Raw genomic sequence first — 24,442 nt, 5'->3', positions numbered from 1 at the left:
GACGATGTCCCAGCACATCCGCTTTAGCGCCGCGAACGGACATGATCGGCGCGACCGGTCAGGTCGGAAAAGTGCCATTAACGGACTCCTGCATTGCGCAAGAATCGGAGACCCTCATGGCGTCTCGAAGCCATTGGCCTTCAGGGCTTGCTTGCTTGCAGGTGAGGTCAGGAACACGATCAGCGCCTTCGCCGCATCGACCTGCTTGCTGCCCGAGCTGACCCCGGCCACGTACACGGAATAGCTCTGGGCTCCTGTTGGCAGCGGGAAAGCGTCGAGACCGGGAACGATTGCCGCATCGCTCGCCACCCCGATTCCGATTTCGGCCTCACCCTTCGCCACCGCCTCAGCAACCTCGGTGCCGGACTTCACCAGTTTGGTCCTCGCCTTTATGTCCGCCGCAAGCCCCAAGCGTTCCATCAAGCCTGCGGTGTAGACGCCTGCTCCGCCACCGGCGGCTGGGTCGCCAAGAACGATCGACTTTGCCGCCAGCAGCGCGAGCTTCAGCGCATCCACCGAGCCCACGTCGGGCTTGGGTGCGCCCTTCCTTACGAACACTGTGAAGCCGACCCTGGCAATCTCCGCGCGGCTGCCCGCCATCAGTTTGCCCCGCTTTTGTAGCTCCTCATTCTGTTCGGGCGACACCATCGCCACATCAACGGCTTCGCCCTCGACAAGACGTTTCGTGATGGCGCCAAGTGTGGCGTAGCCAACGGTGATCTTATGTCCCGACGACTCTTCGAATTGCGGCAGGAGACCGGGGAGCACGACCCGAAGTGAGACTGGACCAAGCAGCTCAATGTCGGCCGCTTGCGCGGGGGATGGCACCGCTGCAACCAGCAGCAAACTGGAAAATGCGGCAACAGCAATTGCTGCCGCAACTGAACGTTTGAACATAGCGTCCTCCTCTTTGCCGGCAATTCCCAGATGAGCAGGATCGGCGTCAACGTTAGCATGCTATTGGGGTGCGCCAATCCGAAGCATCGCCCGATCGACGCGCAACGTGTGTCGGTTTCGGGTCAATCGCGCCGCTCTGACGCCAGGCCGACCACTTCCGGTCTACCTCGATAAATAGACCATTTCAGAGCCGGTCGGCACTTCGCAAAAGTGCCATTAGCGGGCCTTACGGGCTAGCCTACAATACCCAAGGTGCCCGGACTCACGTAGTGCGCGAGCAGTACTTGGACCCCAGCATGTATGGCGGACAACTACACGGCATCCGCGTCTAACCGCCCCAGTGAGCGGCGCGTGTGTTAGAGTGAAGGTGCAGCCTCCACTGAGCCCTCACTCAACGGCGTGACTTATGACTTTGAACCGCGTTTGGTTATGACGGACGTCGGCATGTTGACCGCCGGTTCATTCGCAAAGATTTCTTCCGAGCTATGCGCGGAAGCTTGTGACGGCATGAAGGCGTAGCCGCGCTGCAGAATAATCCGTTCGCGAGCATCAGTCAGGAGTGTAGGCCAGCTATTTCCAGCCCTTACTGGCTACCACCAACGGCTTGGGGTCTGCTTTGGGTCAATCGCGTCACTTTTGTCGTCGGCAGACTGCTTCCGGTTTTCCCCCGGAAGCGGACATCCTCAGGGCCGGTCGACATGTCTCATAAGTGCCGATTGTGTTGCAAAAGTCGAAAATCGAATACCCCTAAAAATCTCGCGAACGTTGATCTTTGGACTTCTCTGCCGCTGCGTCGCTTTTCAACGCCACTACGGAGGTCCGTGATCGATTTTGGATGAAACAATATGGTCCCCTCACGTCGCCGTGCGTAAAACGCATCAGCGGCTCCAAGAATTTTCGTTCGTCACCCCAAAAAGACTTTTGCAACAATATCAGCACTTAGCGGACGTCGGCGTTTCAGCGAATGTCCGCTTAGCGCCCGCCAAGAGCAGTCGCCCCGACAAGGACACGATTGACCCACACCGGAAGTCGCCTCTTCCGATGAGCCTCCGCTGTCATATCGCAGAATATTGGGGTCGCAAAACATACATTGCACTAAACCGCTGTCGCGGTAGAGCACGACGGCTCGAGGCCCGCGAGTAGGGACCCGCGAGTAGGGAAGTGGCTCCGTTGCCCGGCGACAGATCAGCCCGGGCGGGCTCTGCCAGCCTTTAGCTGCGCATGGCGGCGCGGAAGCCGACGAAGCTCAACGCGCCCGCCACGGTGACGGCAATCCAGCTCGCCCAGAACGGCACATCGACGCCATTCAAGGTGACGGACCACCCCATCGCAATCCGGATCAACTGCAGAAGCGCGATCAGGGCAAAGATGCCGGCGGCAAGCGTGCAAAAGGTTCTTATGGTCATTGCCCGTCTCCGATGGCACACGAGGACGTGCTCGTCCCCCACAGCCAAAATGGGGAGGGGGCGGCCCGGCGGCCACACCCCATAACCGGGAAGGGCCTTAAGAGCGCCATTCTCGATGTGTCGCACAATCGCCGTTTCGCGACGCCGCGAGTCGGGATTACTTCCGCCATTGGCACGATTGAGACATGCCGACGAACTCGGACTATGTCTGCTTATCGAGGTAGATCGGAAGTGGCCGACAGACCGCCAAAACGGCGCTTTTGACCCCCTTGCGGAAGTGGTCGGCTTTAAGGGCGAGCGCCATAAACCTTCGTATAGTCCCGCGACCCGTTGAGATACCCGACGTTTACCTACGTCCAATTGAGCCGCCGATCGCGATCATCTTAGCTAGGGGGTGCGGTAGCGCCCCTCGCGCTATCGCTGCCCTCCTTGGGCGTTTCCTCCCTAGACTTGGGCCGCTTGCGCCAACGCAGGCGGCCGTTCTTTTTGTGTATGCCGTCACGTCCGCAACAATTCCGCGCCACCAAATTCTGTTCATCGCACCGGCCGGTCGCGCGCTCTATGCGCAGTACATACCAAGCTCGCCGGCCATGTGCCGCTTTGGGCGGCGCTCGGTGAATTGTGAGGTGGCGCGCATCGACTTCAAACGGACGCCCCGGTCGGTTCAGACATCGTCACCCGGTTCTTTACGCTGGGACGCTCCTGCATCCTTGCGTACCAGGCCTGAAGCGCCTCGCACTCCGCCGGCACCGGCAGTTCCACGAGCCCCGCAAAAATCAAACCGCCAATGACCGTGATGTCGGCCATCGAGAACGCCTCACCGGTGACGTACGGCGGTGTTTTCAAAATGCCATCGAAGTAGTGCATGCCCCTTAGGGCTTTGTCGCGCTGCCGGAACCCCCACTCGGGGTTCTGATAAATCTCGACGTGGGGCCCAAGCCCCGGCGTGGCGTGGTGGAAGTAAACACTAATCGCGTCGAGCAGCTCCAACTCGGCGCGCTTGCTCATCATGTGGATCAAGCCCTTCTCGCGCGGTGACCTGCCGGTGAGTGCGGGCACGCCATCAAGCGCATCAAGGTATTCGGTAATGGCCGTGCACTCGGCGATGAGGGTCCCGTCGTCGAGTTCGAGCACCGGCAGCGTGCCTGAGTAGTTCTTGGCGAGGAACTCGGGCTTCTTGTGCTCGCCTTTCCAGAGATCGACCGACACGAACTGGACACGCGATTGCAGGTTCTTCTCGGCCAAAGCGATCCGGACGCGGGCCGGATATGGGCCAGTGGGCCAATCGTAAATCTTCATCATCTCTTCCTTCACCCTAGCCTACCTAACGCTTAGTAGACCAAGTATGGGTTATGGTTTGCGCTGTCAACACCTATCTGTCACTTGGTAGGTTGCTGGCGGCGAAGCGGGAGCGGTGAGGCAGCGAGATGAGTACAAGCTCTAAGGAAGCCATCCTGGCGGCCGCCAGACGGACCGCCCAGGCGCATGGCTACAGCGGCCTGAATTTCCGCGATCTCGCGGACGAAGTGGGCATCAAGGCCGCGAGCATCTACCATCATTTCCCGAGCAAGGCCGATCTCGGCGCAGCGGTAGCGAGGCGCTATTGGGAAGACACCGCGGCTGGTCTCGCGTCTATGTTGGCCGAAACCCCGGATCCGGTCCGCTGCCTGCACCAGTATCCGGATATTTTTCGCAAGTCGCTCCAGAGTGACAATCGCATGTGCCTCTGCAGCTTCATGGCTGCCGAATACGATGATCTGCCGGAAGCGGTGAAGAGGGAGGTCAAGACCTTTGCCGACGTCAACGTGGCGTGGCTGAGCAAGGTGCTATCAGCTGCGGCCGTGGTCGGTGCCGAGGAAAGCGAAGGGCGGGCTCGCGCTATCTTCGCCGCCGTCGCCGGCGCTCAGCTGATGGCGAGGAGCCGCTCTGATATTTCACTCTTTGACTCGTTGATCGAGAGCTATCGCGTGGCGGGTCTCCTACCGGCGTAGGCGGTGCAATCTTCCATAGCCGACGCGCGGCAGCTTGAGTTTGCAATGCGCTTCAATGCGAACGTCATTCGACCAATCTGAATTTATGGGTTCACGTCCTAGTTCGGAAACTCGACCATCGCCTTGCCGGTACTCCGGCGTGAACTCCGCCACATGCGCAAGTTCCATGCGCCGGAACAGCGTCACGAGGTCGCCCGCCCATTCGATCAGGCCGCCACGCCTACGCTCCTGTACGGTGCGGTGCGGTTGAGGTGCACGGACGAAAGGCCGCAAGCATCCGCCAGATCTGCTGAGTGAACGGAAGGCTAAACTGATCATTGTCCAAAAGGCTTACTACCAGCTGCTGCTAACTCGAAATGGGTAGTTTCCCCAACGAACCCGAATTGCGATTATGCAGGGCAATTGCGGTGGCCGCCAAGGACGGAGCAATCGCAAATGTCTATTCAATTCTGTCAATGTCCTCAGTTGCTACCGTTCAAGTGGCTGGCAATGTCCAGGCCAAGAGCATTCCTCCGGAACCGCCACGCATTCTAGCCCCCAAGCCGATGTCGATCGGCATCGGCAGAGAGTTTGCCCTCGTGAACCAAGTACGCGCCATCTCTTCGTCCGTCAGCAGATTGCGGTGATCAATTCGATCCGAGCGCATCTTGCCGAGTCTGGCATTGTCGCACCGGTCGGACGTAGGGGTGTCGATCAACCGCGCGGTAAAAGAGCAAGTAGCAATCTTTGATCTTTATCAAGGAGATCAAAAGGTCAGTCATGGTGGACGATCCAACAGCCTAGTCCAGGCGTCGACGATGTCCGATCCACGATCACTAACGCTGGAGATAAATTTCCGCCGAAGCATTAGGTATGCCGGCGGTCTGGTCGCAATTGGAGTGATCTATTTCGCGCTGGCAAAAGGCGGCCTTGCTCTCGCCTCTATTCATCCCAGTGCAACGCCAATTTGGCCGCCAACGGGTGTCGCGCTGGCGGCGGTGCTGTTGTGGGGATATCGGACCTGGCCCGCAATTTTCGCGGCGGCGGTGATCGCCAATGCGACGACCGCCGGCTCGGTTGCCACCGCAATTGCGATTGCGACCGGTAACTCTCTTGAAGCAGTTGTTGGCGCTTACCTGATCAATCGATGGTCGAGCGGATGTAGTACGTTTTCGAGGCCAGATTCTGTCGCGAAGTTTGCTCTGATTTGCTTCGTGATCGCGACACCGATCAGCGCCAGCATTGGACTGACCAGCCTGGCAACCGCCGGGTACATCGAACGAGCGAATTTCGCGGACGCCTGGGTCACATGGTGGCTGGGAGATGTGACCGGCGCGCTGGTCATTGCGCCCGTTATCGTGCTTTGGGCGTCGAGCCACTCCCATGCCTTCAACCGCAATGAATTTTTGGAGACGGTCGGCGTCCTCGTAACAGCGGCGGCTGTTGGACTCATTGCTTTCAGCCCCCTGATCGAGCAAACGCCGAGCCGAGATCCGCTGGGTTTTCTTGTGATCCTGCCAATGTTGTGGGCGGCGTTGCGCCGCGGTCCACGTGACACCGCAACGGTTGCGCTGGTGCTTGCGGGCATCACGATTTGGGGGACGTTCACGGGCGGCGGCCCCTTCACGACCGCGGATCTCAACGTTTCATTCCTGCTGGTGTTGATGTTCTTGATCAGTATTACCGTTCCAAGCTTGTTACTGAGCGCCGACGTCGAGGTGCGCAAGAAAGCGGAGGAACGTCTGCGCCGCGCGCAGATCGAGCTCGAACGGAAGGTCGCAGAGCGTACGCACGAACTGGAGCTCGCCAATGCAGCAAAATCGCGCTTTTTTGCGATGGCAAGCCATGATTTGCGGCAGCCATTACATGCACTGGGCCTGTTCGTTGCACAGCTGCGCATGCCGCTCAAATCGGGGGAAAGGAGAAAGACGATCGAGCGGGTCGATGCAACGCGCAAAGAAATGAATGAAATGTTCAATTCGCTCCTGGATATTTCCAGACTCGATGCTGGGATCCTTACACCCAAATTTACCGAATTCCCGATCGCGCGCCTGTTGCAAAAAATTGAGACGGCATTTGATCAGGCAACGCGAGAAAAAGGCTTGCGGCTACGCGTTAGGCGAAGTGACGCCTGGGTGCGGAGCGACGCCATGCTGCTCGAACGCATTCTGCTCAATCTGGTATCCAATGCTGTGCGATATACATTGCGGGGCGGGATCATCGTCGGATGTCGTCGGCGCGGTGCAATGTTGCGTATCGAAGTATGGGATAGCGGTCCCGGCATTCCTGAGGATCAGAAGCAGAATATATTCAGCGAGTTTTTTCAACTTCCTGCCCCAGAACGGAACCGATATGGCGGCCTGGGCCTCGGCCTGGCTATTGTCGACAGGCTTCGCCTACTTCTCAACCATCAAATCGACTTGGCTTCGACTGTGGGCCAAGGCTCGCGATTCGCAATCCTGGTTCCGATGGCCGATGAAGGCGTCACGTCCACCGAGCCCGTCGCCTCCCCTGCAGCCTTTGCGGTCGACGGCAAGGTAGTTCTTGTTATTGCCGATGCTCCAATTGTGCTGGAGGGAACGGGCGGATTGCTTGCCAAATGGGGATACTCCGTCCTTACCGCCGGATCCGAGGAGGCTGCACTTGCCCGACTTGCCGAGCGCCAACAATGCCCCGATCTTATAATCTCGGATTATCATCTTGCGAGCGGAAAGACCGGGAGCCAAGCCATTGAACAAATTAATGCGGTGTTTGGTTCATCAATTCCGGCCATCCTCATCAGCGGCGATACGGCACCTGAACCATTACGTGACGCTATGGATAGAGGATACATTTTGCTGCACAAGCCTGTCGAGCCAATGCGGCTCCGCGCTGTCATCCACGAGCTCTTTAGAGATCATGGACGATAGGAAAGGCACCGGGGGCGTTATGACTCAGATTTTGGCGACAATTCCCAGCCCATTTTTCCTACTTTTATTATTGCCTCAGTGCGGCTCGTTACGCTGAGTGCCTTGAGAACGACCGTGATGTGGTTCTTCACTGTCGGCACTGCCATATTGAGGGTCTTGGCAATGATCTTGTTGCTTTTTCCCTTCATCAGGAGCGCAAGCACCTCAATCTGCCGATCGGTCAACCCGAGATCCTTGGGGGAGCCGCCCGTCGCTAGCTTATTTGTAAGCTTCGGACACGTTGTTTCCTCAAGAATCTCCGAGGGAATGTAAATACCGCCGGAGAACACTAGCTCGATAGCGTTGAGTATGACCTCACGTTCGGTCGTTTTCGTGATGAAACCCAGAGCGCCAAGTTTGAAAGCGCGCTTGACTGTATCTTGATCATCCGAGGACGAGAGCATGATGACAGCAATGGTCGCATAGCGGTCACGGAGTTCGCGGAGGACAGAGAAGCCATCTCGATCAGGTAAATTGATATCAAGCAAAATGAGGCTGATGTCGGGATGTTCCTCGACTATGTGCACTGCCTGACGGCCGTTCGAAGCTTCAAATATGACGGCTTCTCCCTTCAGTTGTTTCAGGACAGCGTGCAACGCCTCGCGGATTAGCGTATGATCGTCGACAATAAGAACTTTCATGAAAAGCTCTCCGTTTGCCATTGCACGGAGATCCATTGAAAAAATCATACACCCACCTTCGGGTCTCTGGCGAGGAAGAAGACTGGCTCCGAAACCGTCCATCCTCCGTCCCAGGCCAGGCACTCAAGGTAGAAGCCGAATGCCGTTGTGTGCTGAAATTGAAATCACCTCACAGTAGGACACCGGGTGCGAACCACGAAGGTCGCGGGGCTCAGAGTCTCCTTCGGCTATGCGCAATGGTGAAATGTCCATGATGTGTCTGACGGATGTCAAATTGATGCCGAGATCTGTACGGTACCTTGATCATAGGACCTAGGAACCTCTCTGTGTGGACCTCTGGCTGATTGACGCGCTGTGCCGTTGAATGATGATCGTCAACAGACGGCGCCAGGAGGTTCTACCAAGCGCCGCCTTTTGATCGTTATCGCAACAGCTTTCGTGGCCGGGTTCGGCGTGAAGCGGCGCCAGACTGCGGCATTGTCACGATCCGGCAGTGCGGCGGCGATGTTTTCTGTCAAATTCGGTCCCTCTTGAACCGTGCTCGCACGCCGGACGGGGCAACCAGATGCATGATCGAACTGCCACCCCGAAGCTATCGGTAGGTGCGCTGCCGGAGTTTAACGGCTGCGGCCGCGATCTGCGCATTGATGCCTGCCGCGGCATCGCGCTCTGGTGCATCTTTCTCGACCATGTCCCCAACAACATCGGGAGCTGGCTGACGCTGCGTAACTACGGCTTCAGCGATGCCGCGGAAGTGTTCATGTTCGTCTCTGGTGTGACCTGCGCACTGGCCTACGGCAAGGCACGGTGGAGCGGGGGCTGGACCGGCGTGATCGGCCGGACGCTTTGGCGAAGCTGGGATATTTATGTCGCATTTCTGCTGCTCACGCTCGCCTGCGCCATCATGGTTCACCTCGCAGGCAGTGGCCGTCTTGCCGACGAGAGCAATACGCGCATTCTGTTGGAACAGCCGGGCGTGACGCTCGCGCACGCGGCGATCCTGCAATACCGCCCCGTCAACACCGACGTCTTGCCGCTCTTTGTGCTTTATCACCTTTTGTTCGCACCGCTGCTGTGGCTGCTGCTGCGAGCGCCGAACGCAACGCTCGGCGCGTCGTTGTTGCTTTACGCACTGGTGCACGTCTTCGGCTGGACCATCCCGGCATGGCCGAACAACCACTGGTACTTCAATCCGCTGGCCTGGCAGCTGCCGTTTGTGCTTGGCGCGTGGTGGATCATCGAGGGCAAGAGATTCCGGCCGTGGGTGACCTCACGCACCGCGCTTGTGGCTGCCGTTCTCTATCTGGTGTTCAGCCTCATCATCGCATTGAGCTGGAGCATCAAACCGCTGGAAGCGCTGATCCCGCAGGCGCTGGTGACGCTGCTTTATCCGATGGACAAATCGAATCTCGATCCATTGCGACTGCTGCATTTTTTTGCCCTTGCGGTTTTGGTGGTATGGTTCGTGCCTCGCAATTGGCGAGGGCTGACGACGGCGGTGATGCGCGGCGCCACTCTCTGTGGCCAGAACTCGCTGCCAATCTACTGCCTCGGCGTTCTGCTGACGTTCGCCAGCCACCTGGCGCTGCTCCACATCTCGGAGGGGCTGACGATGCAGATCGCGGTCAGTGTTGGTGGCGTCCTGGTGATGATCGTGGCGGCGACGCTGCTCAACTTGATCAAGATCAAACCCAGCCAGCAGCCGCACGCGAAGTCCGCTGACCTGCCCGTCGAGCAGCCAGCCAAGTTTGAGCTGGTCATCAATCTCAGAACAGCCAAGGCGCTCGGCGTTGACATTCCGCCCACTGTTCACCCGTGCCGACGGGGCGATCGAATAAAGATGCTGTTTGCTCCGGTGCGCGAGTCCGACTGCGGCGCTGATCCAGTGCCAGCAATCGCGCACGCCTTCGGATCACCAGCGAAAAATGTGGGTCAGGATGTGAATTAGAGACTGTGTAGCCTGCCCCTTATTCTTCCGGCCATCGTACAGGAGCCAGGGCCATGACTTCCCACCCAAGGACCCACAAGGGAGCAGTGCTGATCGCGGCGTACGTGATGTTTTCCTGCGTAGCGGCATTACTGTCGGTCAACCTGACATCACCCACCAGCGCCGCGCTCGGCGCTGACTGGCAGTGCAGCCGGTTTGCGCTCGTATTCACGACCTGCACCCCGGTGCGTGCACACGAGACCGTTTCCACTGTCGTGCGCAAGCGGACCTAGTACACGACAAACCTGACACCATGCTGCGACTTGGGGCGGATGGTCTTGACTACGCAGATCCAGCCAGGAGCCAGATTGCTCGGCCGCAAGCGGACATCCGACGCACCCAATACGAGCGTCCTGATTTATGAATACACACCCTGGTTCGGAAACTCGACCATCGCCTCGCCGGTCGCGACCTTCTCGTCGTTCTGGTTGCGCACCATGACGTCGATCAGCACCCAGCGCGAGTTCTTGGTCACCTGCTTGGATTTGACGATTCCGGTCGGCTGGATGGTGTCGCCGGGCTTCACCGGCTTGACCCAGCGGGTTTCCAGCCGGCGGTGGACGGCGCCCGCCGGATAGGCCCAGTCGGTCAGCATTCGCGAGATCAGCCCGAAATTGTTCATGCCATGCATGATGATGCCGCCGAAATTGGTCTTGCCGAAATTGCCCTTCATGTAGTCGTCGTCGAGATGCAGCGGATTGTAGTCGAGCGAGGCATCGCAAAACAGCCGGATCGATTCGCGTGACACCGCGAATTTCGGCCCGTCGATGCTGTCGCCGGCGTTCAGGTTTTCAAAGCTGGTGGTCATGACGCTCTCCGCTCATTCGGGCCGGATGGTCCAGCCGCGGCCGGAACAGATCACGTCGCCATGCTGGTTGAAGAAGACGTTGTCGTGCACCACGAACAGCCGCTCGCGTTTGATGAACTTGTCGAGCGCGCGGGCCTGCAATGTGATGACGTCGTTCGGCCGCGCCGGAATGTTGTAGCTCCAGGACTGCCCGGCGTTGACGGTGCCGGGCGAGCGCATCCAGTCATCCGCCGGCGTGCACGAGAACATCAGCAGGATATGGATCGAGGGCGGCGCGATCAGCCCGCCATAGCGGGTGGTTTTCGCGTAGGCCTCGTCGAAATAGATCGGGTGATCCTCGCCGACCGATTTGCAGTACAGCTCGATCGCCTCGCTGGTCAGCGTGTAGGGGATAGTCTTGCGCGGCGCACCGGGCACGATGTCGTCCCAGGCCTTGCGCAAATTGGCGTCTTTCCAGAAATCGGTCTCGAAGGCTTCCGCCTGCGCCATGCCATCCTCCCTGTTTTTCCGCGATCTTGGTTCTGCCGCCTTGCGGAATTTGTTATATAGTATAATCAATTTCCCAGACCGAAAAATCAAGCCGCCGGGAACCGCAAATGGCCAAGCTCACGCTGCCCAATATCGACGACGTCGTGGCGATCGACATCCATACCCACGCCGAAGAGCCCTGCGGCATGCATGGCGACGACGGCTATGACGATTTCCAGGCGCAGATGGCCGACTATTTCAAGTCGCCGCACAAGCACCCGCCGACCGTGCCGGAAACCGCGGCCTATTACCGCTCCAAGAAGATCGCCGCCGTGATCTTCCCGGTCGACGCCGAGCGCGAGACCGGTTTCCGCCGCTACAACAATTACGAGATGCTGGAAGTCGCCTCCGACCATCTCGACGTCCTGATCCCCTTCGTCAGCATCGATCCCCACAAGGGCAAGCTTGGCGTGCGCGAAGCACGCAAGCTGATCGAGGAATACGGCGTCCGCGGCTTCAAATTCCACCCGACCATGCAGGGCTTCTATGCCAACGACCGCATGGCCTACCCGCTCTATGAGGCGATCAACGAGGGCGGCGCGATCGCGCTGTTCCACACCGGCCAGACCGGCGTCGGCAGCGGCATGCCCGGCGGCATGGGGATGCGGCTGAAATATTCCAACCCGATGTACATGGACGACGTGGCGGCGGACTTTCCCGATCTGAAGATCATCCTCGCCCACCCGTCGTTCCCCTGGCAGGAAGAGGCGCTGTCGGTGGCGACCCACAAGCCGAACGTCTATATCGACCTCTCCGGCTGGTCGCCGAAATATTTCCCGCCGATCCTGGTGCGCTACATCAACTCGATCCTGCAGGACAAGATGCTGTTCGGCTCCGACTGGCCTGTGATCACGCCGGACCGCTGGCTGGCGGATTTTGCCAAACTCGACATCCGCGACGAGATCCGGCCCAAGGTCCTGAAGGCCAACGCGCGGAAGATTTTGGGTATATAACGAGGCGTTCGCTTCGCAGGCGGACGGTCGAACAAGATGGTGGCCAGTGATCCAACTTGCCAAAATCGCCGTCCTCGTCACCGCGATCTCGATCGTTCAATGCCTCGCGGCTGAATCGCCGCCGATCGCCGTCGAAATCGAGAGCCCGCTCGCCAGTTCAAATCCGCTGCAGGGTTACCTGCGGCAAACAAGCAGCGCGAGCCCCTCGCCCGCCGTCGTGTTGCTGCATAGCTGCAATGGAAATTGGGGACGGCTGGACCAGCGCTGGGGCAAGCGGATCGCATCCTGGGGCTATGTGACGCTGACCGTCGATAGCCTCGGCCCGCGCGGCCTGAAGAACTGCGGCGAACATCCCCCGCAGGATCTGATCCTGGATGCCTACCGGGCTCTGAAGTTTCTGGTGCGCCATCCATCGGTCGATCCTGCGCGTGTTGCGGTGCTGGGTTTTGCGAGCGGCGGTCGGGTGGCTCTCACGTCCGTCGAGCACGGCTTCCTGGAACAGGCTTCGCCAAACAAGTTTCATGCCGCCATCGCCTTCTATCCGCCGTGCCGTCATTTCAAGGGCGCGATGACGGTGCCGACGCTGATCCTGATCGGCGAACGCGATGACCTGACGCCTGCCGAAGAGTGCCGCAACATGGTAGACGGCCGGGACGCCTTGGGGATATCAAGGCAGAAGGATCGGGGTGCGCCGATCAAGCTCATCGTCTATCCCGACGCCTATCACGCCTTTGACGCACCCAACGTCACGACACCGGCCAAGCTTTCGGGGCACCGTCTCGAATTCAACCAGACAGCAACAGACCAATCGATCGTCGCGCTCCGCGAATTCCTCGACGCAACGATTGGCAGGAGCGAGTAAGTCACGTGACTATCAAAGCCGTCGTGTTCGACGCCTATGGCACGCTCTACGACATCCAGTCGGTGGCGTCAGTCACCGAACAAGCCTTTCCCGGTTACGGCGAAATCATCACCCAGGTCTGGCGCATCAAGCAGCTGGAATACACCTGGCTGCGTTCGCTGATGCGGCGCTATGAGGATTTCTCGGTCGTGACGCGGCAATCCCTGGCCTACACGCTGCGCTGCCTCGGCCTGAAATACGACGAGGCTGATTTCGCTGGGATCATGGACAAGTACCTGCATCTCGATCTCTATCCCGACGCGCTTGCCTCGCTCGCTGCGATGAGAGACAAGAAGCTTGCCATTCTCTCCAACGGCAGCCCGGACATGCTGGGCGCGCTGGTGAAGAACAGTGGCCTCGACCGCGTGCTCGATGCCACCATCAGCATCGACGCCAATAAAGTATTCAAACCGAGCCCGGACGCCTACTCCTTGATTGAAAGCACGCTTCACATTCCGCCGCACGAAGTGCTGTTCATCTCCTCGAACCCGTGGGATGCCTGCGGCGCCAAGGCGTTCGGCCTCAACGTCGCCTGGATCGAACGGGTGACGCCGGAGGCGATGGCGCAGGCCTGCACCAAAGCCGATCTCGTCCCGCCGCTCACGATGTTCAAGGCGATCCGCACCCAGATGGACGAACTCGGGCTCGAGCCCGACCATCGCATCCACGCGCTCGCCGAATTGCCCGACCTGGTAGCTAGAGCCCCGTTCCGATGAAATCGGAACGGGGCTCCAGATTCTTGATTAGACGCGTTTTCTTGACGCGAACCGGTGTCCACTTCGCTGGAAAACGCTCTACCCGAAAGTCCTGACCCATGAGCCTAGAATCCGTCCGCGCCTTCTTCGCCGAGAAGGCGCCTGAAATTACGGTGATCGAATCCACCATGAGTTCGGCAACGGTCGCGCTCGCGGCCGAGGCCTATGGCGTCGAGCCGGCGCGAATCGCCAAGACGCTCAGTTTGCGAATCGGCGAACGCTTGGTCCTGATCGTGGCGGCCGGCACCTCGCGGATGGACAACAAGAAGGTGAAGGCGCTGTTCGGCGGCAAGCCGAAGATGCTGGGGCTCGACGAGGTCGCCGAGATCACCGGCCATGAAGTCGGCGGCGTCTGTCCGTTCGGACTGAAGACGCCGCTCCCGGTCTATTGCGATGTGTCCCTAAAGGCGTTCGATATCGTGGTTCCGGCGGCGGGCTCAACGCACAGCGCGGTGCGCATCACACCCGCGCGCATGGCGGAACTGACCGCGGCCGAATGGGTCGATGTCTGCGAGGTCAAAACCGAAAGCGAGGCGACGGCCTAATCGTCGTCGTCTTGATAGTAGGGTCTCGGCGGCAGCGGCTGGGGCTGTACCAGTGGTGCTGCACGGCCGCGCGGCGCGATCTGCTGTTGTGGCGCCCGGCCGGCCGGTGGCTGTTGCGCATTCGCCTGCGATTCGAATACGGCGCGGCAATTGTTCGAGAGCTGCGGCGTATTCTGCCGCAAACACGCCACGATCCGGCTGACATCCGGAACCTGATCGCTGCACAGTCGCCATACGTCGGGGGTGCAGGCCATCTGTTGTTCCCAGGTTCCCCTGTATTCCTGGGCGAATGCTGTTGATTGCAGGGCGCCAGCGCTTCCGATCGCGAGGGCAAGCCTGAGCACAATAAGGCTGAGCACAATGCGTGGCGCGGCCGGGTCCGCTCGTTTCATGTCCGGTCCTTTCATTCGAGTGGTGTGGCGATGCGGGTTCCAACTCGCACCGCTCCCAAAACTCTCTAATGAATGCGGCCACCCAACGTTCGCTCAGACAAAAAAATGTGAATGGAGTTCCCTACTCCGCCTCCGTTGTCCCGCGCCGCGGCGACCAGTCGAGGGAAGCGCGTCACGAGCGCCCGTCCGCGCGACGTCGCATCGCCATGTGATGCAGGACAGGGACCGCTAGCTTGCTACTCTTTTTCCGAGCGTCGCATTTTCGCGTCCAGCGGCGTCATGCCAAAACGCCGGCGAAACGACCGGTGGAAATACGAGACGTCGTTGAAGCCGGAGAGATAGGCAATATCGCTGATCTTGCTCGCCCGGCGCAGTGGATCGCGCAGCAGCCGTGCCGCCCGCATCAGCCGCTGCTCCAGCACGAATTCCGAAAACGTGGTACCAGCGCGCTCGAACAGCATCTGGATGGAGCGCGGGCTGGCGCGGTGGCGCTGCGCGAGGTCGGCGAGCGTGAGCCTGCCGTCGCCGAGGCGCGACAGAATGTCGGCCTTGATCGCTTCCAGGCGAGCCGCCGCAAGGCCGCGGTCTTTCGCGAGTTCGGTCTCGTCGCGTGCTGTCCCCAGCATCAGCACCACCAGGTCCAGAAGATGCTGCGAGACGGCACTCTGCGCCAGTGCGTCGAGACCCGGGGCATGCTGAACCGCGAGGTCGTAATACTGGTGCAGCATCGCCGCGAGCGCGGGGTTTGGCGCGAGCGGCCGCGCAATGCGATCTTCCGCATCGGGACAGTAGGTGAGCAGCGTGCGGCGCTCGATGAACAGCGACTTGAAGCGCCCTTCGGCCAGTTGCGAGACGTCGGCACCTTCATGGGCCGCGTCGGCAAGGCCGGTGCCCATCGGTTCAAGATCGACCGACCGGCCGCCGACCGTGATGCGCATCGGCGCGGCCGTGGCCAGCACGAAGGCGAGCGCGCTGTCGCGGTCGGCGCCGGTCGCGACGAACTGCATCGGCGAGCCTGCGGCCCCCGACATCTTGAGGCCCGGCAGCGGCACCGCGGTCACGTCGCATCGCACGGGCCCGGCCGCGAGCGGTGCCACATCGCCGCACATCACGCGGCGGCAAAACTCCTCCCGCCAGGCGTCGTAGGTTGGTCCACAGGGGTCGCCGGCATAGCCGAGGCGCGGCGCGCCGCGGATCGATTCGCTGTCGGTCGCCATAAGCGCGCGTCTCCAGGCTCGTGTAGCAGAACACCAATATCGCGTCGGCGGCCCCATGCAACGTCCTCAAGCGGAGTTGCGCGACAGGCCATAGAAATTTGCGCTGTTGTCCATTCGGTGCGGCAACGCGTCGCGCCGTCGGCCCGGCCGTCCGTGGCAGCGCCGCAACAGGCCGGCACAAACCGGCGTCCTGCGCCTTCGGCCATAATGCGTTTCGCCCGGCTCCAAGAAGCGTCGCGACGTTCCCGCTAGCAGTTCAGATACTGCAACGAAGGAATTGTCGATGCCGACTGGAATACAGGACCGCGCCCAAAACGCCGTGATGCCGAATACCTTGCGCAACAGGCTGCTCGTCACCACCGCGCTGGCGCCGCTCGTGCTCGGGGGACTGCTCGCGCTGGCACCCGGCCCGGCGCGCGCCGCCTGCACGGTGGCCGGCACCGGCACCATCGGCGCACTTGACTCCGGCGATGTGGCGACCTGTACGGGCGTCGGCAACACCGACCTCATCAACGCGACCGGAAAAACCGACGTCACCATCAATGTCGGAACCGGCGCGGCTGCGGCCTCGGTTACCACCGCACTACACACAATTGTATTGGACAACACCTCCTCATCGCAGGTGAACGTGAAAGACCAGGCAACGGTTCTGAGCACCACTTTCAACGCAATCGTACTCACCGGCTCGACCAACAACACGGTGTCGGTTTCAGCCGGCGGTCTTGTCACGACCACCGGCAATGCTACGCCCGCCATTACTCTTTACAGTTCGAGCAATAACACCATCAATATTGAGGGTACCGTGTTCGGCAACGCCGTCGGCGCGAAAGGTATCAATGTCGGCGGGACATCGGCCTCGAACACGTTCAATATTCTGGCCGGCGGATCGGTCATCGGCTCGCAGGGGGTTACTTTCACCGCAGGCGGCAACACCATCAACAATGACGGTACGATCTCCGGGAGTGCCGACACGGGAATCACGGGTTCGACCGGCGTCGACACCGTCTTCAACTCCGGCATCGTCACAGGTGGGGGTGGAGGTGCGATCAATCTGAACGACGGCGCGGATTCACTCACGCTCGCATCTGGATCGAGCATCACCGGGAATGTGCTCGGCGGCACAGGCATCGACACGCTGGGATTTGGCGGGACCGGAAACGCCACGTTCAACCTCGCCAATCTCGGCGGCGGCCTGCAATATGACGAGTTCGAACTGCTGCGAAAAACCGGCACCTCGGTCTGGACACTGACCGGCACCACCGCCTTCAACGGCGCGACGACGGTGGAAGCCGGCGGCCTGATCGTGAACGGTACATTGCCGTCCGTCGTCACCGTCAATGGCGGTTATCTCGGCGGCACCGGCACGATCGGTGGTCTCGTCGCCAACAATGGCGGCACGGTCGCGCCCGGCAATTCAATCGGTACCACCAACGTCAACGGCAATGTCACCTTCAATGCCGGCTCGATCTATCAGGTCGAAATCAACGCCGCCGGACAATCCGACAAGATCGCTGCGACCGGCACCGCGACCCTCAATGGCGGCACCGTGCAGATCGCACCGCTCGGCACGGGCTTTGTTGCCAACACGCAATACACGATCGTCACCGCGGCCGGCGGCGTCACCGGGACCTTCGCATCACTGGCGCCACTGACCGCGCCGCTGGTTTCAGGGCAGCTCAGCTACGACGCCAACAATGTGTATTTCACGCTGCAGCAGATCGCAGGCTTCGGCACGCTGTCGCTGTCCGGTTTGACTCCGAACCAGGCCGCCGTGGCCGGCGCGCTGGACCAGGCCCAGCTCGGCGGTGTGTCCGGGCCAGTCTCCACCGCCATCAACACGCTCGCCGCGCTCAACACGCCCAGCATCAAGGCCGGCCTCGACGATCTCGCCGGACAAATTCATGCCGATGGGCGCCGTTTCACCGTCGATCAGGCCGGCGCCTTCCAGAATTTCATGTGGAACGCCGGTACCCAGTCGCGCGGCGAGACCTTGCGGATGTCGGCCTCTTCCTACGCGCCGGAGCCGACGGACCCGATCGGCAAGGCGCTTGGCGCGCGCCGCCGCGCCGCACCGGCGCAGGGCGTGTGGTTCGGCGGCTATGGCAATTGGGACAAGGCGGCGGCGACCGACATCGCCTTCGGCACCAACACCAGCGTCGGCGGCGCCGCACTCGGTGTCGATCTGTGGAACAGCCCCGGATCCACGGTCGGCCTCGCAGTCGGCGCATCGACCGGCAATATCCGGTCGGCGAACCGCGCCGACCGGATCGATGCCAATGCCGGCCACGCCGGGTTCTATGCGCGCGGCGAGAGCTACGGGTTCAACGTCGCATCGGCCATCAGCTATTCCTTCGCTGCGCTCGAATCCTCGCGCGCGATCTCGTTCCTGGGAGAAACCGCCACCGGCCGGTCACGTGCCAACACGCTTGCCGCCACGTTCGGCATCGCGCGGCCGTTCCAGTTCGGCGGCCTCAAGGCCGAGCCCTTTGCCAACCTCGACTGGTACGCGACGAGGCAGAGCGGCTTCAGCGAAACCGGCGCACCCGGCGTGAACCAGAGCGTACAGGCTGGTGGCTTCGACGCGCTGTTCGGCACCGCGGGCCTGCGCTTGATGCATCAAACCGTGATGGCGAATGGCCTTCCAGCGCAATTCGGCGTCACGCTCGGCGCGCGCCATGAGTTTTCCGGCAACGCGCCGGCCATGATCGCGGCCTTCGAAGGCGCGCCGGGAATTCAATTCGCGGTCACCGGCGTCGAACGCGCCCGCACCACTGCGCTCACCGGCGTCGAGGCGCGGTGGGATCTGACGGCCACGACGTCGTTCAAGGCCTCCTACGAGGGCGCGTTCGCACCGGGCCTCGACCGGCACACATTGCGGGGCGCAATCCGCAGCGAATTCTGAGGCAGGCCCTACTCCACCTTGCCGATCTTCTTCACCGCGGCGACCAGCCGCGCGCTGTCGTCGGTGACGAATTTTGCAAATTCCGGCGCGTCCATGTACGCGACCGGACTGCCCGCGGTCTCGAAGGTCCTGATCACCTCGGGCGCCTTCACCGCCTGCGCCATCGCGCCGCGCAACTGCGTCATGATCGGCGCCGGCAGCGCGCTCTGCGCGAACAATCCCGCCCAGATGTAGAACTCGACGTCCTTGTAGCCGAGTTCCTGGAAGGTCGGCAGATCGGGAAAGCTTGCGATGCGCGCGGCGCCCCAATTCGCGAGCACGCGCATCTTGCCGTCGTCGACCTGCTGCTTCAGCGTGCCCGGCGCCGAGGCCACCGCCTGCACGGTGCCGCTGAGCAGCGCGGTCAACGCAGGTGCGGCGCCGCGAAACGGCACGTGCAGCAGTTTGATGCCGGCGCTGGCGGCGAACATTTCCATCGCCACATGCAGCGTGCCATAGGGGCCCGACGAACCGTAAGGAATCTGGCCGGGGCGCTTTTTGGCGTCATCGACGAAATCCTGCAGCGTCTTCCATGGCGCCGAGGCCGGCACCGCCAGCAGCGTGGGGTCGGCGAGCACGCGTGCGACCGGCGCGAATTGCGAGACTTCGTAGGCCACCGGGCGGTCGAACAGCCGGTCGGCTTCCGGCAGCACCGCCAGCGACGACAGCGTCATCAATAATGTGTAGCCGTCGGGTTCGGCGCGCGCCGCGGCCGCATTGCCGACCGATCCGCCGCCGCCACCGGCGCGGTTGTCGACGAGCACAGGCTTGCCGAGGATTTTTTCCAGCGCCTGCGCCACCGGCCGCGCCGCCAGATCAGCCTGGCCGCCGGGCGGAAACGGCACGATCATGGTGACGTTGCGCGAGGGATAGGCAGCTTGCGCAAACGCCGCATGCGAGAGCGCGCTTTGCGCCAGCGGCAGCACGGCGGCCGCCTTCAACAGTTCCCGACGATTCATTGGCATTTCCCCTGGCGTTTTGTTTTGGTTGTTGGGGGTAGCCTAGCCGAAAATCGATCCTCTGGGCAAAGGCGCCGTTCGTCGCGCCGCCTCAGGATGCCTTCTTCTTCCCCTTGGCAAAATGCTTCATCAGAAACTCCGCCAGCACCTCGACGCGGGCGGGGCGCGGGCCGCCGGGAGGCGTCACCAGATGCACCGCGCCTTCCGGCTGCTTCCAGCCCTTGAGGATCACCTCGACCTCGCCGGAGGCGATCGCGTCGCCGACGATGAAGTCGGGCAGATCGGCGATGCCGAGCCCGGCAATCACCGACGGCAACACCGCCTCGCCATTGTTGACGCGCAGCTGCCCGGCCGGCCGCACGCTGGCCTGCTCGCCAGCGGCGTTGGTGTAGTGCCAGACGCCGGGCGTCGATAGATAGGCGTAGCCGAAGCATTTGTGCTGGGAGAGATGCATCGGATGCGTCGGCCGGCCGTGGCGCTTGAGATAGGACGGTGCCGCCACCGTGTAGCGCGGCATCGCGCAGAGCCGCCGTGCGATCAGCGATGAATCCGGCAGCCGCGCGATGCGCAAGCCGGCATCAAAGCCCTCGCCGATCAGGTCCACCGTCGCATCGCTGAGATGCAGGTCGATCGAGACTTCCGGATACTGGCTCAGGAATTCCGGCAATAGCGGCGCCACCGCCTTGACCCCGAACGTCATCGGCACCGCGAGCCGCACCAGCCCGCGCGGCGCCATCGATTGCGACAAGGTCTCGCTCTCCGCCGCCTCGCCGTCGATCAGAAGCTGCGTCGCGCGCTCGGCCAGTTTTTGGCCGGCATCAGTCAGCGCTAGCCGCCGCGAGGTGCGGTTGAACAGCCGCGCGCCGAGCCGTTGCTCGAGCCGGCTGACCGCCTTCGATACCGTGGCCTTGGACAGCGCGAGCTCGGTCGAGGCGGCCGCAAACGACCGCAACTCGACCACTTTTGCAAAAATCGCCAGCGCTTCGAAATCCGGGAGTTTCGGCATTCGGCCTGCCTTGTCTAGAGCCCCGTTCCGATGGAATCGGAACGGGGCTCTATCTTTTGTCTTGACGCGTTTTCTTCACGCGAACCGGTATCCACTTCGCTTGAAAACGCTCTAGTCGGATTCGGGCCTCGCCCGAAATCAGGATGCAAGCTTGACGATACCATAGGGATTGAATTTGAAATCGCCCTCCGCGTAATCGGACTCGAAGGACAGTTTGGCGCGGCGCGACTTGAGCGTTGCCTCCAGTCCTTGCCGCGCGATCTCGTCAGCGACCGCATCCATGGTCGCGACGGCTTCGCGTTCAGTGCCATGGGACTTCGGCACAAACACTTCGGGCAATCCTGCCAGGTGAAAACCGACGCTTTCCAGATAATCGCCCGAGGCCAGCGGCCGTTTGGCAAATGCCAGGCGGCAAACGCGGCGCAACGCGAAGTCATCATCGGATTTCAGCGCGGCACTGGCCTGAAGGATGAGTTCGTTCCACCTGACGAGGCCGTGCGCGACACCGGCGCTCTCGCCCTTGACGGCGGTAGCCCCCGCCTTGATGACCTGGTGGACGAGCATCAAGGCACCGGTGGAAACGACCATGGCGGTTTCCGACGTCATGGGCGGGCCCAGCACGTACAGCACCGATTGGTGATTTTCCACCGCGTCCTCATCGGCGCTGGAGCGGGCATTGGGATGCACGCGATCCCAGGAAACCCCAAACGAGCGGCTCATGCGCGGATCCGGTTTGTCCTGGGAATAGGTGTGATCGATGCTGAAGCCGGTGGCGAAATCGCGGATGGCCATTGAAGCCGCGTCCGACAGCTTCGCCAGGCCGTTCGCACCGCCGAGGAAGCAAACAACGTGGCGAGGTTTCACCGCCAATCGCCGCGCTTTCGCAGCGGCGTCCTGACCGGACGAGGCCGGCTTCCGGCCGCCAGCGTCTGACGGTCCCGCCACTAGCAGCGCTCCCATCAATCCCAATACTCCGCGGCGAACGGCGTTCATGCGCAACTCCTCCATACGGCGCCGAATGACGGCGCCATGCCCCCGGTGCCTCGCGCCCGAGTAACTTGGCATCAGTCTGGGCAAGCCGCCCGGCGGTTCGGTCCAGGAGGCCGATTCCGCGGCTTGGGCGGTCGAAAATATGGATGTCCGGCACAGGCGGCCCTTCCATTAGACCATAAATAGAAACAATGTGTTTCAATAGTTTCTATTTCTATACCGCATCGGGAGGCATATCCAATGGCCATCGGAATTCAAGCAACGGAGAAATCCAATGGCCAAGAAACTTTCGGGCAAGGTAGCCCTCGTCACCGGCGGCTCGCGCGGCATCGGCGCAGCCAGCGCCCGCGCCCTCGCAGATCAGGGCGCCAACGTCGCCATCAGCTATGTCGCCTCCCCTGACAAGGCCGAAGCCGTCGTCAGGGAACTGAAAGCAAGGGGTGTCGAAGCTCGCGCCTTCAAGGCCGACCAGGCTTCGTCGCTCGAGGTCGAGCAATTGGTGAATGACGTCGCCAAGCACTTTGGCCGGCTCGACATTCTCGTCAACAATGCCGGCGTCGCCGTCAGCGGCGCAGTCGATGATGCCAACGCCGACACCGCGGCACTGGCCCGCCAGGACGCGATCAACGTGCATGGCGTCGTCACCGCCATCCGCGCCGCCTCGAAGCTGATGGGCGAAGGCGGACGCATCGTCACCATCGGTTCGGGCATTGCGACCCGCGCCTCGTTCCCGGGCCTCGCCGACTACGCCGCCACCAAGGCTGCGATCGTCGGCTACAGCAAGGGCGCATCGCGCGACCTCGGTCCCCGCGGCATCACCGTGAACGTGCTGCAGCCGGGCTCGATCGATACCGACATGAACCCGAAGGACGGCGGCGACTTCGCCGAAGCCCAGCGCACGCAGCACGCGCTGCAACGCTACGGCACCGCCGAAGAGATCGCAGCGGGCGTCGTGTTCCTCACCAGCCCGGACGCCTCGTTCGTGACCGGCACCGTGCTCAACGTCGATGGCGGCTTCGGCGCCTGATCCAATCCAACCAACAGAGGCTGGGCGCGTTGCGCCCGGCCCCTCGCAAACACTTTCAAAGGAATATTCCCATGATCGAACTCAGACCCTTTGCAGAACTCGGCGGCGCCGACCACGGCTGGCTGAAGGCAAAGCATCACTTCTCGTTCGGCAGCCATTATGACCCCGACAATATGGGTCACGGCTCGCTGCGGGTGTGGAATGACGACGAGATCGCCCCCAACACCGGCTTTCCCGCCCATCCCCATGCCAACATGGAAATCATCACCTATGTGCGCGAAGGCGCGATCACCCATCAGGACTCGCTTGGCAACAAGGGGCGGACTGAAGCCGGCGACGTGCAGGTGATGAGCGCCGGATCGGGCATTCGTCATGCCGAGTACAATCTGGAGCCGACCAACACCCGGATCTTCCAGATCTGGATCGAGCCGTCCACCAAGGGTGGCCAGCCGACCTGGGGAGCAAAGCCGTTTCCGAAGTCGGACCGTTCCGGCAAGCTCGTCACCATCGCCAGCGGCATTGCCGGCGACGAGGATGCGCTGCCGATCCGTGCCGATGCCCGCGTGCTCGCCACCACGCTGAAGGCCGGTGAGAGCGCGGAATACGAAGCCGGCAAGACGCGCCATCTCTATCTGGTGCCGGCGGCCGGTAGCATCGAAGTCAACGGCGTGCGTGTCAACGCTCGCGATGGTGCTGCGATCCGCGATGAGGCCAGGCTGACCATTACGGCACTGGAAGATTCCGAACTGGTGCTGGTCGACGCGGCGTAGGCGCCCAACTCAATAGTCGTCATGCCCGGCCTTGTGCCGGGCATCCACGACTCCCCTTAGCAGATCGAAAGACGTGGATGGCCGGGACAAGCCCGGCCATGACGAACTCTAATTCAAGCAAACCCAAAGGAGAGCCATCATGGCCAAAGTACTCGTGCTCTATTACTCCGCTTACGGTCACATCGAGGCGATGGCGAACGCCATCGCGGAGGGCGCACGCGCAGCCGGCGCCACTGTCGATATCAAGCGCGTGCCCGAACTGGTGCCCGCCGAGGTCGCCAAGGCTTCGCATTACAAGATCGATCAGGCGGCCCCCGTCGCCAAGGTCGAAGAGCTTGCCAATTACGACGCCATCATCGTCGGCACCGGCACCCGCTTCGGCCGGATGGCGTCGCAGATGGCAAACTTCCTCGATCAGGCCGGCGGCCTCTGGGCCAAGGGCGCCCTGCACGGCAAGGTCGGCGGCGCCTTCACCGCGACCGCGACCCAGCATGGCGGCCAGGAGACCACGCTGTTTTCCATCATCACCAACCTCTTGCACTTTGGCATGACGATCGTCGGCCTGAATTACGGCTTTGCCGGCCAAATGAAGCTCGATGAAGTCACCGGCGGCGCGCCCTATGGCGCCACCACGATCACCGGCGGCGACGGCAGCCGCCGGCCGAGCGACAACGAGCTTGCCGGCGCGCGCTATCAAGGACGCGTGATCGCGGAGACCGCCAGGAAACTCCATGGCTAACTGCATGGCTGATCCGAGATGGGCGGCATTCTCATTCTGGATTGCCGCCCTAGCTAGCCATC

At 61.6% G+C, this 24,442-nt stretch carries 23 protein-coding genes; 12 read left to right on the top strand and 11 right to left on the bottom strand.

What is annotated here, in order from left to right:
* Positions 1–114: 114 nt before the first annotated feature.
* From JQ567_RS27510 to JQ567_RS27500, 3 genes are all read right to left on the bottom strand, one after another.
* The gene (locus tag JQ567_RS27510) at positions 115–897 is read right to left on the bottom strand and encodes an extracellular solute-binding protein (RefSeq protein WP_212441714.1); all 783 of its coding nucleotides are present in this window, start codon (positions 895–897) and stop codon (positions 115–117) included.
* Between the two features lie 1,211 nt (positions 898–2,108).
* The gene (locus JQ567_RS27505; protein WP_212441713.1) at positions 2,109–2,303 is read right to left on the bottom strand and encodes a hypothetical protein; all 195 of its coding nucleotides are present in this window, start codon (positions 2,301–2,303) and stop codon (positions 2,109–2,111) included.
* Positions 2,304–2,945: 642 nt separating this feature from the next.
* Positions 2,946–3,602: a glutathione S-transferase gene (locus tag JQ567_RS27500; RefSeq protein ID WP_212441712.1), complete on the bottom strand. Its 657-nt coding sequence runs from the start codon at positions 3,600–3,602 to the stop codon at positions 2,946–2,948.
* 128 nt (positions 3,603–3,730) lie between these two features.
* Between JQ567_RS27500 and JQ567_RS27495 the strand changes: the two genes are divergently transcribed.
* On the top strand, positions 3,731–4,294 hold the full coding sequence (locus JQ567_RS27495) for a TetR/AcrR family transcriptional regulator (RefSeq protein WP_212441711.1): 564 nt from the start codon (positions 3,731–3,733) through the stop codon (positions 4,292–4,294).
* A 686-nt stretch (positions 4,295–4,980) separates the two neighbouring features.
* Complete coding sequence (locus tag JQ567_RS27490; protein WP_212441710.1) at positions 4,981–7,182, top strand: MASE1 domain-containing protein; 2,202 nt, start codon at positions 4,981–4,983, stop codon at positions 7,180–7,182.
* Between the two features lie 17 nt (positions 7,183–7,199).
* Here JQ567_RS27490 and JQ567_RS27485 read toward each other — a convergent pair whose 3' ends face one another.
* Positions 7,200–7,862: a response regulator transcription factor gene (locus JQ567_RS27485; protein ID WP_212441709.1), complete on the bottom strand. Its 663-nt coding sequence runs from the start codon at positions 7,860–7,862 to the stop codon at positions 7,200–7,202.
* Positions 7,863–8,427: 565 nt separating this feature from the next.
* Here JQ567_RS27485 and opgC point away from each other — a divergent pair.
* Positions 8,428–9,810 (top strand): OpgC domain-containing protein, encoded by a 1,383-nt coding sequence (gene opgC, locus JQ567_RS27480; protein WP_212441708.1) that lies wholly within the window; start codon positions 8,428–8,430, stop codon positions 9,808–9,810.
* Positions 9,811–9,863: 53 nt separating this feature from the next.
* The gene (locus JQ567_RS27475; RefSeq protein ID WP_212441707.1) at positions 9,864–10,082 is read left to right on the top strand and encodes a hypothetical protein; all 219 of its coding nucleotides are present in this window, start codon (positions 9,864–9,866) and stop codon (positions 10,080–10,082) included.
* Positions 10,083–10,207: 125 nt separating this feature from the next.
* Here the strand turns inward: JQ567_RS27475 and JQ567_RS27470 are convergent, their stop codons facing one another.
* Positions 10,208–10,657 (bottom strand): MaoC family dehydratase, encoded by a 450-nt coding sequence (locus tag JQ567_RS27470; protein WP_212441706.1) that lies wholly within the window; start codon positions 10,655–10,657, stop codon positions 10,208–10,210.
* 12 nt (positions 10,658–10,669) lie between these two features.
* The gene (locus JQ567_RS27465; protein WP_212441705.1) at positions 10,670–11,146 is read right to left on the bottom strand and encodes a MaoC family dehydratase; all 477 of its coding nucleotides are present in this window, start codon (positions 11,144–11,146) and stop codon (positions 10,670–10,672) included.
* A 107-nt stretch (positions 11,147–11,253) separates the two neighbouring features.
* On the opposite strand from JQ567_RS27465, the gene JQ567_RS27460 reads away from it, so the two are divergent.
* The 4 genes from JQ567_RS27460 (at position 11,254) to JQ567_RS27445 (ending at position 14,339) form a co-directional block, all read left to right on the top strand.
* Positions 11,254–12,138, top strand: a complete 885-nt coding sequence (locus JQ567_RS27460; protein ID WP_212036908.1) for an amidohydrolase family protein — start codon at positions 11,254–11,256, stop codon at positions 12,136–12,138.
* 46 nt (positions 12,139–12,184) lie between these two features.
* Positions 12,185–13,000, top strand: a complete 816-nt coding sequence (locus tag JQ567_RS27455; protein ID WP_212441704.1) for a dienelactone hydrolase family protein — start codon at positions 12,185–12,187, stop codon at positions 12,998–13,000.
* A gap of 5 nt (positions 13,001–13,005) precedes the next feature.
* A complete protein-coding gene (locus JQ567_RS27450; protein WP_212441703.1) occupies positions 13,006–13,755 on the top strand; it encodes a haloacid dehalogenase type II in 750 nt (249 codons plus the stop codon).
* A gap of 98 nt (positions 13,756–13,853) precedes the next feature.
* Entirely contained in the window at positions 13,854–14,339 is a 486-nt protein-coding gene (locus JQ567_RS27445; RefSeq protein WP_212441702.1) for a YbaK/EbsC family protein, read from the top strand.
* On the opposite strand, the gene JQ567_RS27440 is transcribed toward JQ567_RS27445, so the two are convergent.
* The gene (locus JQ567_RS27440) at positions 14,336–14,731 is read right to left on the bottom strand and encodes a hypothetical protein (protein ID WP_212441701.1); all 396 of its coding nucleotides are present in this window, start codon (positions 14,729–14,731) and stop codon (positions 14,336–14,338) included. The genes JQ567_RS27445 and JQ567_RS27440 overlap by 4 nt on opposite strands.
* 236 nt (positions 14,732–14,967) lie before the next feature.
* Positions 14,968–15,948, bottom strand: a complete 981-nt coding sequence (locus tag JQ567_RS27435) for an AraC family transcriptional regulator (RefSeq protein WP_212441700.1) — start codon at positions 15,946–15,948, stop codon at positions 14,968–14,970.
* A 283-nt stretch (positions 15,949–16,231) separates the two neighbouring features.
* Here JQ567_RS27435 and JQ567_RS27430 point away from each other — a divergent pair, with 283 nt between their 5' ends.
* Positions 16,232–18,850, top strand: a complete 2,619-nt coding sequence (locus JQ567_RS27430; protein ID WP_212441699.1) for an autotransporter domain-containing protein — start codon at positions 16,232–16,234, stop codon at positions 18,848–18,850.
* Between the two features lie 8 nt (positions 18,851–18,858).
* Here the strand turns inward: JQ567_RS27430 and JQ567_RS27425 are convergent, their stop codons facing one another.
* From JQ567_RS27425 to JQ567_RS27415, 3 genes are all read right to left on the bottom strand, one after another.
* Complete coding sequence (locus JQ567_RS27425; RefSeq protein ID WP_212441698.1) at positions 18,859–19,848, bottom strand: tripartite tricarboxylate transporter substrate binding protein; 990 nt, start codon at positions 19,846–19,848, stop codon at positions 18,859–18,861.
* A 91-nt stretch (positions 19,849–19,939) separates the two neighbouring features.
* On the bottom strand, positions 19,940–20,854 hold the full coding sequence (locus JQ567_RS27420) for a LysR family transcriptional regulator (protein WP_212441697.1): 915 nt from the start codon (positions 20,852–20,854) through the stop codon (positions 19,940–19,942).
* Between the two features lie 138 nt (positions 20,855–20,992).
* Positions 20,993–21,847, bottom strand: a complete 855-nt coding sequence (locus tag JQ567_RS27415) for a hypothetical protein (protein ID WP_212441696.1) — start codon at positions 21,845–21,847, stop codon at positions 20,993–20,995.
* A 271-nt stretch (positions 21,848–22,118) separates the two neighbouring features.
* Here JQ567_RS27415 and JQ567_RS27410 point away from each other — a divergent pair, with 271 nt between their 5' ends.
* The 3 genes from JQ567_RS27410 (at position 22,119) to wrbA (ending at position 24,380) form a co-directional block, all read left to right on the top strand.
* A complete protein-coding gene (locus JQ567_RS27410; protein ID WP_212441695.1) occupies positions 22,119–22,871 on the top strand; it encodes an SDR family NAD(P)-dependent oxidoreductase in 753 nt (250 codons plus the stop codon).
* Positions 22,872–22,942: 71 nt separating this feature from the next.
* Entirely contained in the window at positions 22,943–23,641 is a 699-nt protein-coding gene (locus tag JQ567_RS27405) for a pirin family protein (RefSeq protein ID WP_212441694.1), read from the top strand.
* Positions 23,642–23,780: 139 nt separating this feature from the next.
* Positions 23,781–24,380, top strand: coding sequence for an NAD(P)H:quinone oxidoreductase (wrbA, locus tag JQ567_RS27400; RefSeq protein WP_212441693.1), 600 nt, complete (start codon positions 23,781–23,783; stop codon positions 24,378–24,380).
* Positions 24,381–24,442: the final 62 nt, after the last annotated feature.

Origin of the sequence: Bradyrhizobium sp. AUGA SZCCT0431, assembly GCF_018131065.1 — a bacterium.
Classification (GTDB): domain Bacteria; phylum Pseudomonadota; class Alphaproteobacteria; order Rhizobiales; family Xanthobacteraceae; genus Bradyrhizobium.
The sequence above is the reverse complement of the archived record's forward strand: the minus strand, read 5'-3'. Positions and strand labels throughout refer to the sequence as shown.